12 protein-coding genes are annotated in these 13,448 nt (G+C 69.1%); 7 read left to right on the top strand and 5 right to left on the bottom strand.

Annotated features, from left to right (window positions below; genetic code table 11):
• Positions 1-28: 28 nt before the first annotated feature.
• A complete protein-coding gene (locus tag OG933_RS11955; protein WP_405633356.1) occupies positions 29-415 on the bottom strand; it encodes a molybdopterin-binding protein in 387 nt (128 codons plus the stop codon).
• Positions 416-664: 249 nt separating this feature from the next.
• On the opposite strand from OG933_RS11955, the gene OG933_RS11950 reads away from it, so the two are divergent.
• Positions 665-1,168: a molybdopterin-dependent oxidoreductase gene (locus OG933_RS11950; RefSeq protein ID WP_405626999.1), complete on the top strand. Its 504-nt coding sequence runs from the start codon at positions 665-667 to the stop codon at positions 1,166-1,168.
• Between the two features lie 368 nt (positions 1,169-1,536).
• Here OG933_RS11950 and OG933_RS11945 read toward each other — a convergent pair whose 3' ends face one another.
• The 4 genes from OG933_RS11945 to OG933_RS11930 all read right to left on the bottom strand — a co-directional run bounded on the left by OG933_RS11945 (position 1,537) and on the right by OG933_RS11930 (position 4,917).
• On the bottom strand, positions 1,537-1,932 hold the full coding sequence (locus OG933_RS11945; RefSeq protein WP_054243411.1) for a molybdopterin-binding protein: 396 nt from the start codon (positions 1,930-1,932) through the stop codon (positions 1,537-1,539).
• 238 nt (positions 1,933-2,170) lie between these two features.
• Positions 2,171-3,700 carry a UDP-N-acetylglucosamine 1-carboxyvinyltransferase gene (locus tag OG933_RS11940; RefSeq protein ID WP_362531221.1) on the bottom strand — a complete coding sequence of 510 codons (1,530 nt, stop codon included), beginning with the start codon at positions 3,698-3,700 and terminating at the stop codon, positions 2,171-2,173.
• Positions 3,701-3,764: 64 nt separating this feature from the next.
• Positions 3,765-3,965 carry a DUF4236 domain-containing protein gene (locus OG933_RS11935; RefSeq protein ID WP_327185563.1) on the bottom strand — a complete coding sequence of 67 codons (201 nt, stop codon included), beginning with the start codon at positions 3,963-3,965 and terminating at the stop codon, positions 3,765-3,767.
• A gap of 100 nt (positions 3,966-4,065) precedes the next feature.
• Entirely contained in the window at positions 4,066-4,917 is an 852-nt protein-coding gene (locus OG933_RS11930; protein ID WP_405626996.1) for a class I SAM-dependent methyltransferase, read from the bottom strand.
• 222 nt (positions 4,918-5,139) lie between these two features.
• Here OG933_RS11930 and OG933_RS11925 point away from each other — a divergent pair, with 222 nt between their 5' ends.
• The 6 genes from OG933_RS11925 to OG933_RS11900 all read left to right on the top strand — a co-directional run bounded on the left by OG933_RS11925 (position 5,140) and on the right by OG933_RS11900 (position 13,448).
• The gene (locus OG933_RS11925) at positions 5,140-5,739 is read left to right on the top strand and encodes a TetR/AcrR family transcriptional regulator (RefSeq protein WP_405626994.1); all 600 of its coding nucleotides are present in this window, start codon (positions 5,140-5,142) and stop codon (positions 5,737-5,739) included.
• Between the two features lie 109 nt (positions 5,740-5,848).
• Positions 5,849-6,145 (top strand): hypothetical protein, encoded by a 297-nt coding sequence (locus OG933_RS11920; protein WP_405626991.1) that lies wholly within the window; start codon positions 5,849-5,851, stop codon positions 6,143-6,145.
• A gap of 149 nt (positions 6,146-6,294) precedes the next feature.
• The gene (gene acnA, locus OG933_RS11915) at positions 6,295-9,012 is read left to right on the top strand and encodes an aconitate hydratase AcnA (protein WP_362531210.1); all 2,718 of its coding nucleotides are present in this window, start codon (positions 6,295-6,297) and stop codon (positions 9,010-9,012) included.
• A gap of 365 nt (positions 9,013-9,377) precedes the next feature.
• Positions 9,378-10,103, top strand: a complete 726-nt coding sequence (locus OG933_RS11910; RefSeq protein ID WP_405626987.1) for a response regulator transcription factor — start codon at positions 9,378-9,380, stop codon at positions 10,101-10,103.
• A 215-nt stretch (positions 10,104-10,318) separates the two neighbouring features.
• Complete coding sequence (locus OG933_RS11905) at positions 10,319-11,746, top strand: ATP-binding protein (protein WP_405626986.1); 1,428 nt, start codon at positions 10,319-10,321, stop codon at positions 11,744-11,746.
• A gap of 361 nt (positions 11,747-12,107) precedes the next feature.
• Positions 12,108-13,448 (top strand): DUF3500 domain-containing protein, encoded by a 1,341-nt coding sequence (locus OG933_RS11900; RefSeq protein WP_405626985.1) that lies wholly within the window; start codon positions 12,108-12,110, stop codon positions 13,446-13,448.

Raw genomic sequence — 13,448 nt, 5'->3', positions numbered from 1 at the left:
ACAATCACGTGTGGTCCTGACGGACCATTCACGGTCTCTCGACGACCAGGTCGGTCGACTTGATCACGGCAACCGCCGGAACACCGGGCTCCAGCTCCAGTTCATCGGCCGACTCGCGGCTGGCCGGCGCCACCACCCGGAACGGTCCGGCCTGGATCTCCACCTGCGCCGACACGTCCCCGGGGAGCACCTCGGTGACGATGCCGGAAAGGCGGTTGCGGGCCGAGGAGCCGGTGGGCCCCCATTCCGCGCGGTGCACCTGCCGGGCGTAGGCCGCGAGGGCCGGCCCCGGGATGATCCGGCGGCCCTTGTCGTCGCGTTCGGCGGTGATTTTCCCGCCGTCGACCAGGCGCCTCACGGTGTCGGCGCTGACACCGAGCAAGGCGGCAGCGTCCCTGATCCGGTAGGTGTGCATGCGCTGATGATACTGCCGCAGATGCAAGGTAAAAGTCTCCTGTCGCTTCGCATGAGCCGGAGGCTAGATCGACCGGGGTGGCATGTGCGTTTGCACGGCAGTCGGGTCCGGGTACGGTCATCCAGGAGGTGGTGGCCCGTGACCCAGTCCCTCGCAGCCGCCGGTACGACCGCCAGTACAGCCGCTGAAACAACTACTGAAACAGCTGCTGTAACCGTCGCTGAAACGACTACGGAAACAGCTGCTGTAATGGTCGCTGAAACAGCCGCCGGTACGGCTGTCGGTCCGGCTGTCGGTACGGCTGTCGGTCCGGTGGCGGAACTCGTCCTCGCCGGCGATCTGACCCGGCCGGCCAGACTCACGGTGCCCGATCTGCGCGGCTGGCCGCAGCACCAGGCCGAGGTGACCTTCGAATGCGCCACCAGCGGCGTCCGGCACCACCGCTTCACCGGGCCGCTGCTGCACGAGGTCCTCGCGGACGCCGGCCCCGGCTTCGACCCGGCCCGGCGCAAGGACCGTCTGCGCTTCCTGATCGCGGTGTCCGGCGCGGACGGTCACCACGCCCTGCTGTCCTGGGCGGAGATCGACCCCGACTTCGGGCGCGCGCCCGTCCTCCTCGCGGTCACCATCGACGACACTCCGCTCGACCGCGCCGGACCTCAACTCGTCCTTCCGCAGGACCGCTGCGGTGCCCGGCACATCAGCGGCGTCAGCGCGATCCACGTGGACGGCGGCTACACCTCGTGGGCGTGACGCCGGATGGAACCGACGGGCGTCCTGCTCGTCCGGCACCGGCGCCACGGGGGCCCGTACGCCGTCGCTACGGCACTGGAGACGGCCGGACTGCACTGCCGGTCCGAGTGTGCCGCACCTGAGGCACCTGGCCGGGAGACCGGGAGATCGGGAGATCGGGAGACCGGAAGATCGGGAGAGCGGGGCACCGCCCTCCGCGACGGCGACATCGACGACGTGGATCGCGACGAGGTCGAGGTACCGGCCGAGCACGCTGCGACGGGCGGCACCGTGGGGTGCCCGGCACGTGCCCGGCACGTGCGCGGGGGCCGACGTCCGTCCGGTCACCGCCACGCGCGAACGGCGGCGGCCACGGCTGCTCCGCGCTCTCAGGTCCGGTCGATGTGCACGTTCGTCGACTTCACCCGGGCGGTTGCCTCCACCCCGACCTCCAGCCCCAGTTCCTCCACGGCCTCCCGCGTCAGCAACGACACCAGCCGGTGCGGCCCGGCCTGGATCTCCACCTGGGCGGCGACATCACCGAGTTTCACGGCCGTGACGATGCCGGGAAAGGCGTTGCGGACCGAGGTGTACGAGGCGCCCTCCTCGCCGCCACCGCCCTTGGCCAGCTCCACCGAGAAGGCAGCCAGATCCCTGCCGTCGATGAGGCGTCGCCCGCCCTCGTCCCGGTGTGTGGCCACCCGGCCCGCGTCCGCCCACCGTCGCGCGGTATCCGGACTCACCCCGAGCAGACGCGCCGCCTGGCCGATCGTGTAGGACTGCATAGGCGCCAAGATAGGCGATCAACGGCCACCCGACCGTGCGCAGGGGTGCGCATCCCTTCGACGCAGGGTAGAGCCGACGCCCGGTCCCCCCCCCCCGAGACTCAGAGGCTGCGAACCTCCGAACCACCGAGGCTCTCAGGCTCAGAAGCACCCAGGCTCAGAAGCAGACCGCGGTGCCGCCGCGCCCCTCCGGACCCGCGCTCGCGCGTGTCGCAGAAGATGCGGCGGCACTCGTCGGTCAGATGTCCCGGAAGATCTCGATCTGCGCCCCGACGGAGTTCAGCCGCTCGGCGAGATCCTCGTAACCGCGGTTGATGACGTATACGTTGCGCAGCACCGACGTGCCCTCCGCCGCCATCATCGCCAGCAGCACGACCACCGCGGGACGCAGGGCCGGCGGGCACATCATCTCGGCGGCCCGCCAGCGCGTCGGTCCCTCGACCAACACCCGGTGCGGGTCCAGGAGTTGGAGCCGTCCGCCGAGCCGGTTCAGGTCGGTCAGGTAGATCGCGCGGTTGTCGTAGACCCAGTCGTGGATGAGGGTCTTGCCCTGTGCGACGGCCGCGATGGCCGCGAAGAACGGGACGTTGTCGATGTTCAGCCCGGGGAACGGCATCGGGTGGATCTTGTCGATCGGCGCCTCCAGCTTGGAGGGCCGGACCGTGAGGTCGATCAGACGGGTGCGGCCGTTGTCGGCCGGGTACTCCGGCGTACGGTCGTGGTCGAGCCCCATCTCCTCCAGGACAGCGAGCTCGATCTCCAGGAACTCGATGGGCACCCGGCGCACCGTCAGCTCCGACTCCGTGACGACGGCGGCGGCCAGCAGGCTCATCGCCTCGACCGGGTCCTCGGACGGCGAGTAGTCGACGTCGACGTTGATGTTCGGCACGCCGTGCACGGTGAGCGTGGTGCTGCCGATGCCCTCGACCCGCACCCCGAGCGCCTCCAGGAAGAAACACAGGTCCTGGACCATGTAGTTGGAAGAGGCGTTGCGGATAACGGTTACACCGTCGTACCGGGAGGCGGCCAGCAGAGCGTTTTCGGTAACCGTGTCCCCGCGCTCGGTCAGCACGATCGGCCGGTCCGGGTGGACGGCACGGTCGACGACGGCGTGGTACTGGCCCTCCGTCGCCGCGACCTCCAGCCCGAACCGGCGCAGCGCGATCATGTGCGGCTCGATGGTCCGCGTACCGAGGTCGCAGCCACCGGCGTACGGCAGCTTGAAGTGGTTCATCCGGTGCAGCAGCGGACCGAGGAACATGATGATGGAACGGGTGCGTACGGCGGCGTCGGCGTCGATCGCGGCCAAGTCAAGCTCGGCCGGCGGCACGATCTCCAGGTCGACACCGTCGTTGATCCAACGGGTCCGTACGCCGATGGAGTTCAGGACCTCCAGGAGGCGGTAGACCTCCTCGATCCGGGCGACCCGGCGCAGCACCGTGCGCCCCTGGTTGAGCAGCGAGGCGCACAGCAGGGCGACGCAAGCGTTCTTGCTGGTTTTCACGTCGATCGCGCCGGACAGCCGACGGCCGCCCACCACCCGCAGGTGCATCGGGCCCGCGTAGCCCAGAGAGACGATTTCACTGTCCAGGGCTTCACCGATTCGAGCGATCATCTCAAGGCTGATGTTTTGGTTGCCTCGCTCGATGCGGTTGACGGCACTCTGGCTGGTTGCGAGCGCCTCGGCCAGCTGCGCTTGTGTCCAGCCCCGGTGCTGTCGGGCGTCACGGATGAGCTTGCCGATGCGTACGAGGTAGTCGTCTGCCATGGGGTTGAGGTTATCTCAGATATGAGATGGCACCTCTTGGGGGGTCCATTCGGGTGACGTCTCGTCAATGGTGCCTGTCCTTGCGGGTACGCCGCCACCCGAAAGGTCCGGGCAAATCAACCGATGTCGTACGACGTCCGGTGCTGCTGTGTGTGTGGCGCGGTCCATGCTTGCCGCCGCCGGTCGTGATCGACCAGGAACGGCGATTGATGTTCAGTCGCACCCCGGGGAGGATGCGGAAACTCTTGCGGAAGGTGAGGGGCATCGAGGCTCCTTCTTTGCGTGGCGTCCGTTCGCACACGTCTACCCCGACTCGGCGGGCCCATGACCGGCGTGCCTCCAATACCCCTCACCCTGGAGCCCGTTCAGGCGTCGGCGTCCCGCACCGCCGTCACCGCCACCGTCACGTACCGTGCGGTGAAGCTGCCGCCCCTCGCGTCGATCGCGGCGCCGACCTCGGCCAGCACCTCCGCCACCTGGTCGGAGGGAAGGTGGGTGAGGATGCCGTGGGTGCGCATCTGGTCCAGCCAGGCGTCCCGGGTGTAGGTCCACTCCCAGTCGAACCGCCACTGCTCCGGCTCGCCGAACCCGACCGTCTGCCGGATGGCGTCGGCGGCCTTCGCGGCCAGTGCCTGACAGCCGTCCGTGCCGGGCCTGATGGCCGCCCCGAGGTCGACCGGCGAGTCGGGCGCCACTCGCCGGTAGGCGCTGGTCAGTGCCGTCGTCAGATCGTCGGGGAGTCGGTGTACGTTCCAGAACGCGGCGAGCCGTCCGCCCGTTCGCAGTGTCCGTGCCGCCTTCGCGGCCCCCGCGACCGGATCGATCCAGTGCCAGGCCTGGCCGGCGACGACGGCATCGAAGGTGCGGCCCGCCGGCTCCCATGACTCGAACGTCGCGATCTCGGCCTCCACCCCGTGGGTGCGGGCCTCCTCGGCCATTCTCCCGTCGGGCTCGACCCCGAGCACCAGGCAGCCGGCGGCCCGGAGTTGCCGGGCGACGATCCCGGTACCGCAGCCCACGTCGAGGACGCGCAGGGGCTCGGCCCCGGACCGGTCGGCGACGATCCGCTCGATCAGCGGGGCGGGATATCGGGGACGGGTCCGGTCGTAGCGTCCGGCGTCGATGCCGAAGGACTCGGCCATCTGCCGGTGCGTGTGGGGCTGGGACCGGGAGTGGTCATGGGGCTGGTCGCCGGAGGGCGTGGGTAAAGTGGGCATGCGCCCACTCTAGTGGGCACATGCCCACTCGCCAATGGGGCGAGGCGCTGAGGTAACCGCTTGTGCAACAGACCGCTCGACCGACCAACAGGCCGCTCGGCCAATAGATCGCTCGGCCAATATGTCGCTCCACCAATAGACCGCTCCATCAACGGACCGATCGGGGCAACTGGCCGATCGCGTAACTGACCGACCGAGCAAGCGAAAAGGGGACCACGACTCATGGCGCCGACCGGAGTGGCCATCCGCGATGTCCGCGAGCAGCTGTTCATCGCTGCCGAACGCGTCTTGCTACGGGACGGGGTGACCGCGCTGACCAGCCGGGCGGTCACCACCGAGGCGGGTTGCGCCAAAGGCGTGCTGCACCGTCACTTCGCCGACTTCGACGCGTTCCTCACCGAGCTGGTCCTCGACCGCATCGGCGGGCTCCGGCTCCGGGCGCAGGGCCTGCACGAGTCCGCCGGAACCGGCACGGTCGTCGCCAACCTCACCGCCACGGTGACCGACCTGTTCGGCTCGGTCGCCGTGGCGATCGTCGCCCTCGTCATCTCCCGCGACGAACTGCGCGCCCGCCTGCGCGCGGCCGGCTCGAAGGGCATCCCGCTCCTCACCGAGGCGGCGGCCGTGATCGCCGCCTACCTCGCCGCCGAGCGGGCCCTCGGCCGCATCGCGCCGGACGCCGACGTCGACACCCTCGCCCCCACCCTGATCGGCGCGGCCCACCTGCTCTTCGCAAGCGCCGGGAACACCGTGCCGCCGGCGATGACGGAGGTCACGAAGGTCGTGACGGCTGTGGTGGGCGGGGTGGTACGTGAGGGCTGAGGGCTGATGTGCCCGCGAACCGGCCGGGTGCCGTCCAGGGCAGGGACTGATCACGAACACTTGTCTGTCCCGGGCCGAGTGTGGCCTGCTCGCCTCACTGCCGGCGGCGGTGCTGCCCAAGACGCGGTTCGGCGTGCCGCCCATCGGTGTCGACGTCTTCGAGGGTCCCCTGGAGGGCCTGGTTCTCTCGGAGGAGGCGGAGTTCTCGGATGACGAGAAGGCGCCGGCCTTCGTGCCGCCCGCGTGGTACGTGGTCGAGGTCACGGACGACGTGCGCTTCAGCGGCGGCATACTCGTCAGCGCTTCCCGACGGGAGCTGTCGGCCTGGCTGGCCGAGTACGGCATCCGGCTTTCCCCGGGAGCGGACAGCGAGCCCGGGCATGACCATTCAGCCCCCATGTACTAGAGTTATCTCGACATCGAGATATCTGCCGAGGCGCCCCGCAGCCGCCACCCTGGTAAGGGTTACCTAACTTAGCCTGACCTTAGCGGATCGGCCAAGTCTGCGTGGCGGCAGGATGCGGTGGTAAGCGCACATCAATGAAGGAGACTGTCGTGTCGGCGAACAGCTTCGACGCCCGCAGCACGCTGCAGGTGGGCGACGAGTCGTACGAGATCTTCCGGCTGGACAAGGTGGAAGGCTCGGCTCGCCTTCCGTACAGCCTGAAGGTGCTGCTGGAGAACCTGCTCCGCACCGAGGACGGCGCGAACATCACCGCCGACCACATCCTTGCGCTCGGCAACTGGGACTCCCAGGCCCAGCCGTCGCAGGAGATCCAGTTCACGCCGGCCCGCGTGATCATGCAGGACTTCACCGGCGTGCCCTGTGTCGTCGACCTCGCCACCATGCGTGAGGCCGTCAAGGAGCTCGGCGGTGACCCTGCGAAGATCAACCCGCTGGCCCCGGCCGAGCTGGTCATCGACCACTCCGTCATCGCCGACAAGTTCGGCACCAACGACGCCTTCGCCCAGAACGTCGAGCTGGAGTACGGCCGCAACAAGGAGCGCTACCAGTTCCTGCGCTGGGGCCAGACCGCGTTCGACGAGTTCAAGGTCGTCCCGCCGGGCACCGGCATCGTCCACCAGGTGAACATCGAGCACCTCGCTCGCACGGTCATGGTCCGTAACGGCCAGGCCTACCCCGACACCCTGGTCGGCACCGACTCGCACACCACCATGGTCAACGGCCTCGGCGTCCTTGGCTGGGGCGTCGGCGGCATCGAGGCCGAGGCCGCGATGCTCGGGCAACCGGTTTCGATGCTGATCCCGCGCGTCGTGGGCTTCAAGCTCACCGGTGAGCTCACCCCCGGTACCACCGCCACCGACCTCGTGCTGACCATCACCGAGATGCTCCGCAAGCACGGCGTCGTCGGCAAGTTCGTCGAGTTCTACGGCGAGGGCGTCGCCGCCACCTCGCTCGCGAACCGCGCCACCATCGGCAACATGTCGCCGGAGTTCGGCTCCACCGCCGCGATCTTCCCGATCGACGACGAGACGCTGAAGTACCTCAAGCTCACCGGCCGCTCCGAGCAGCAGGTCGCGCTCGTCGAGGCGTACGCCAAGCAGCAGGGCCTCTGGCTGGACCCGCAGGCCGAGCCGGACTTCTCCGAGAAGCTCGAGCTGGACCTCTCCACGGTCGTCCCGTCCATCGCCGGCCCGAAGCGCCCGCAGGACCGCATCGTCCTCGCGAACGCCGCCGAGCAGTTCAAGAGCGACGTCCGCAACTACGTCGACACCGCCGACGAGGCGGGCAAGGAGTCCTTCCCGGCCTCCGACGCCCCGGCCAACCACCCCAACGGCGCCCCGTCGAACCCGGTCACCGTGACCGCTCCCGACGGCTCGACGTACGAGATCGACCACGGTGCGGTGACGGTCGCGGCCATCACCTCCTGCACCAACACCTCCAACCCGTACGTCATGGTCGCCGCCGCGCTCGTCGCGAAGAAGGCCGTGGAGAAGGGCCTGACCCGCAAGCCGTGGGTCAAGACCACGCTCGCCCCGGGTTCGAAGGTCGTAACCGATTACTTCGACAAGGCGGGCCTCACCCCGTACCTCGACAAGGTCGGCTTCAACCTCGTCGGCTACGGCTGCACCACCTGCATCGGCAACTCCGGCCCGCTGCCGGAGGAGGTCTCCAAGGCCGTCAACGACCACGACCTCGCGGTCACCTCGGTCCTCTCCGGCAACCGGAACTTCGAGGGCCGGATCAACCCCGACGTCAAGATGAACTACCTGGCCTCCCCGCCGCTGGTCGTCGCGTACGCCCTCGCGGGCTCCATGAAGGTGGACGTCACGCGCGACGCGCTCGGTGTCGACCAGGAGGGCAAGCCGGTCTTCCTGGCCGACATCTGGCCCTCCGAGGCCGAGGTCAACGACGTCGTGGCGAACGCCATCGGCGAGGACATGTTCAACAAGTCCTACCAGGACGTCTTCGCGGGCGACGCCCAGTGGCAGGCGCTGCCGATCCCGACCGGCAACACCTTCGAGTGGGACGCCGAGTCGACCTACGTCCGCAAGCCCCCCTACTTCGAGGGCATGACGATGGAGACCACCCCGGTCTCCGACATCGCCGACGCGCGCGTCCTGGCCAAGCTGGGCGACTCGGTCACCACCGACCACATCTCCCCGGCCGGCGCGATCAAGGCCGACACCCCGGCGGGCAAGTACCTCACCGAGCACGGCATCGAGCGACGTGACTTCAACTCCTACGGCTCGCGCCGAGGCAACCACGAGGTCATGATCCGCGGCACCTTCGCCAACATCCGCCTGCGCAACCAGGTCGCGCCGGGGACGGAAGGCGGTTACACCCGCGACTTCACCCAGGCCGACGCGCCGGTGTCGTTCATCTACGACGCCTCGCGCAACTACATCGAGCAGGGCATCCCGCTGGTCATCCTGGCCGGCAAGGAGTACGGCTCCGGCTCGTCCCGCGACTGGGCCGCCAAGGGCACCGCGCTGCTCGGCGTCAAGGCCGTCATCGCCGAGTCCTACGAGCGCATCCACCGCTCGAACCTCATCGGCATGGGCGTCATCCCGCTGCAGTACCCGGCGGGCCAGTCCGCCGAGACCCTCGGCCTGACCGGTGAGGAGGCCTTCTCCATCGCCGGCATCACCGAGCTGAACGACGGCACCACCCCCGCTACGGTCAAGGTCACCACCGACTCCGGCGTGGAGTTCGACGCGGTCGTCCGCATCGACACCCCCGGTGAGGCGGACTACTACCGCAACGGCGGCATCCTGCAGTACGTGCTGCGCAGCCTGATCCGCAAGTAACCGATCGGGCAAGCGGTTCCGCAACCGATCCCGGCAAGCGGTTCCGCAACCGATCGAGCAGCGGTTCGGCAAGCAGTACGGCAAGGCAATGGAGGGCCGCATCCCCGTCGGCGGGGGTGCGGCCCTCCGCCGTGCCGCCCGGACGCCGGACCTCGTGGCCGACCAGTGCCGATGCCCCTTTGGGCCGCGGCGGTCGGCGGGCAGTCGGCAGCCCCCGGGCAGGCCCTCGGCAGGCCTGTCCGGGGCCTGGGACCGAAAGCCGTGCGCCGCCACGGGTCGGCACAGAGGGAAAGAACCCCGGTTTGCACGGCTTCGGCTCAGTCGGAGCACAGGGTTCCCCCAGCCAACCGGGACAGGATCAGGACATGGCTGGCATCTCCGGTACCCGAAGCGGACGGGTCCGCGTTCTGATCGTCGACGACGAGCCCGCGCTCACCGAAGTGCTCTCCGTGGCCGTCACCGAGGCGGGCTGGCGCCCCTACCCGGCCGCCGACGGACACAGCGCGCTCAGGATCGCGCGCGGCTGCGCCCCGCACGCCGTCGTCCTCGACGGCATGCTGCCCGACCTCGACGGCGTTCAGGTGCTGCGCCGTCTGCGCTACGAGAACCCCGAGCTGCCCATCCTCATGCTCACCGCCCGCGACGCCCTGGAGTTCCGCATCGACGGGTTGGCGAACGGGGCCGACGACTACGTCACGAAACCGTTCTCACTGGAGGAGGTCGTGCTGCGCCTGCGCGGGCTGCTGCGCCGGTCCGGTGCCGAACGGACCCGCACCGACGACTCCGTACGCGTCCTCGGCGACCTGGTGCTGACCGGCGAGTCCCGTGAGGTGCACCGGGACGGTTCGCGGATCACCCTGACCGCCAAGGAGTTCGAACTGCTCAGCCTGCTGATGGAGCACCCGCGGCAGGTCCTGAGCAAGACACAGATCCTCGACCACGTCTGGACCAGCTCCTTCGACGGCGGCGGAAACCTTGTCGAGGTGTACATCTCGAGCCTGCGCCGCAAGCTCGACCGTGGCCGCCCACCCATGATCCACACCGTGCGCGGGCTGGGATACGCCATCAGGCCGGTGGAGGACGGAAGATGAGGACTCGTCCGAGTAACGTCCGCCCGCAGGGTGCCGGTTCGAGGGATGCCCGTCCGGCCGACGTCCGTCCGGCCGATGCCGGCCCTGGGTATGTCCGTCCTGGGGGTGTCCGACGGTGGGATTTCCGTAGGGCGGATGCCCGTCCGCGGGGTGGTTCCCTGCGCACCCGTCTCCTGGTCTTCATCAGCGTCGTACTCGTCGCCGTGTGCGCGGTGATGGCACTCACCACCGTTTTCGCCCAGCGTGCCTACCTGCTGGGCAACCTGGACGACCGGGTCACCAACGCCGCGGAACGCAGCCTGGGCGGTGCCTCCCTCCACCCGGACCTGACGCAGGACCTCACCTTTCTCAACGAGAGCGGCCATCCGGCCGGGATGCTCGCCGCCCGTCTGGACGCGGACGGCACCGTCCTCGCGGCGGCGACGGTGGGCCAGGACGCCCCGCCACAGAACCTCACGGAAACACAGATAGCGGCCCTGAAAGGCATCGCGACCGACGGCGGCCTCCACACCAGGACGGTCCCCGGCCTGGGCACCTACCGCTTCACCGCGCTCGGCAACAACGGTGTACGCGTTCTCACCGGACTCCCGATGGACGACGTCCAGGACATGATCGGCGGCCTGGTGGTCGTGGAGGCGGTCGTCGCCGCGGCGGGCCTGACGGTGGCCGGCTGTGTCTGCGCGGTGGTCATCCGACGTCAGCTGCGCCCCCTCGGCAGGGTCGCCGCCACCGCCGTCGAGGTCTCGCACGCCCCGCTCTGCCGCGGGGAGGTAACCGGTCTCACCCGGGTTCCCGAACGGGACACCGACCCCGGCAGCGAGGCGGGTCAGGTGGGTGCCGCCCTGAACCGCATGATCGAACACGTGGAGTCCTCGCTCGCCGAACGCCAGCGCAGCGAGGAGCGGATGCGCCGCAGCGAGGAACGCATGCGCCGTTTCCTGGCCGACGCCAGCCACGAACTGCGCACCCCCCTCGCCTCCATCGCCGGATACGCGGAGCTGATGAACCGGGGCACGGACCGCATCGAACCGGGCCTGGCCTGGCGCCGGGTGACGGCCGAGTCGGCGCGGATGACGGGTCTGGTGGAGGACCTGCTGCTGCTCGCCCGGCTGGACGAGGGCAGACCGCTGCAATCTGCCGAGGTTGACCTCGCGGCGCTCGTCGCCGAGACGGTGTGGGACGCCCGGGCCGCGGGCAGCGGTCACGACTGGCAACTGGAGCTGTGCCTCGACGAGGCGCCCCTGGTCCTCGGCGATGAGGCCCGCCTGCACCAGGTGGTCGCCAACCTGTTGGCCAACGCGCGTGTGCACACACCCGTTGGCACGAGTGTCGTGGCGGTGGTGGAGGCACGACGGGGGATGTGCGCGGTGCGCGTCCGGGACGACGGCCCCGGCATCCCGCCCGACCTCCTCCCGACGGTCTTCGAACGCTTCACCCGCGCCGACGCCTCACGGGCCCGCGCCACCGCAGGCAGCGGCGCCGGCCTCGGCCTCGCCATCGTCGCGGCGATCACATCGGCCCATGGCGGTCACATCGACGTGCACAGTGAACCGGGCCGCACGGAGTTCACGGTGGAGCTGCCGCTCGCGGGGGAGACCGGCGCGGACATCCTGACCTGGAGTCCACGGGTGTCGGTGCGATGAGCTGAAGCGCCGCCGAGGCGCTCGATTCCGCAGGCCCCGCCACACCACGTGGGGACTTCCCTCAGCCCGATCACCAGGCTCAGCCGCCAGGAAGCCGCTCTCCACGACGACGACTCGACCACATCAACCACATCGATCGTCTCGTCGGGTCGGGCCACCACAGCGGGTCGCACAGGGGAACGGCCGAAACAGTCGATCAGCCCTGTTCCAGCCGGCAACACTCCGACGAACTCTCGAGTTGCCGTGTTTCCTCGTGTTCCAAGAGCCACCTCTTCAGTTTTCCCTCAGTTTCCGTGCCCAAAGTCGTCCCCGGCCCGGCACTCCGTCACGGACGTGCCAACGACGAAGGGAGCCAGCGGAGATGACCGATTCCACCACCGGGGAACTGGAACCGCAGGCGGAACCGCAGCCCGAAACCGGTCGACGCGCTCACGCCGACCGCCGAAATTTCATGCGCAAGGTTTTCCTCGCCAGTGGTGCCACCGCCGTGGCGACCATGGGCGGGGCCGGCGCCTGGGCCGCGATGGCCGACGATGCCACCGGCACGGCGGACGCCACCGCCTCAGCCTCTCCGAGCGGTGCGCCTAGTGGCGGGCCGGGCGGCGGGGCCGGCGGGTCCATGCCGACGGAGGGCATCACGGAGGAGTTCTTCGGTCTCACCACGGACGGCAGGCGGATCGAAGACCTGTACACGATCCACTCGCAGAAGGTCGCCACCGGACCGGTGACAGCCGCCGCCCAGGCCTTCCTCGCCGGGCTGAGCGACAGTGAGAAGTCCGACGCGCAGTTCGCCGTCCACTCCACCGAGTGGCGGCTGTGGAGCAACACCGACGCCTACTCCCGACAGGGTGTTTCCATCGCGGATCTCTCCGACGAGAAGAACGCTCTCGGCGAGGCTCTGCTGAAGGCCGCACTCAGCGCCCAGGGCCTGGAAACCACCCAGCTCACCCGGAAGATCAACAAGGCTGCCTGCGAAGCGGTCAACAGCACGCAGTACGCCGAGGCCTACTACTGGACGATCATGGGCACGCCCTCCGCCACCGAGCCCTGGGGCTTCCAGTTCGACGGCCACCACCTGGTCGTCAACTACTTCGTTCTCGGCGACCAGGTGGTCATGAGCCCGTGTTTCTGGGGTTGCGAGCCGACCTCGATGGAGATCGACGGCACGAAGACCGAGGTGATGCAGGAGGAGATCGAGGCAGCGCTCGCGGTCGTCAACTCCCTCGACTCCACCCAGCAGTCGACGGCGGTCCTCAAGTCCGAGAAGGACAACGACGAGATCACCGCCGGCGCCTTCACGGACAACGCGGTCGTCGAGTACAAGGGCATCCTCGCCACCGGGCTCACCGGAGCCCAGCGCAAGTTGCTGCTCACGCTGATCGACCGTTTCGTCGGCAAGGCCAGGGACGACGTCGCCAAGGTCCAGAAGGCCGAGATCAGGAAGCATCTCGCCGAGACCTACTTCGCCTGGATGGGAGGTACGGCCGCCGAATCCGCTTTCTACTGCCGGATCCAGAGCCCGGTCATCTGGATCGAGGTCGACTGCCAGTCGCCGTTCGCGTTCGGCTCGCTGTACGGCGAGACCAATGGCGGGGCCCCGACGCAGCAGCATCTGCACTGCGTGGTCCGCACACCCAACGGCAACGACTACGGAAAGGAGCTTCTGCGCCAGCACCTCCGGACGTCGCCGCACCACCACTGA

Origin of the sequence: Streptomyces sp. NBC_00016 (assembly GCF_045040885.1) — a bacterium.
Lineage (GTDB): Bacteria > Actinomycetota > Actinomycetes > Streptomycetales > Streptomycetaceae > Streptomyces > Streptomyces coriariae.
This window is presented reverse-complemented; position numbering and strand designations above follow the sequence as displayed.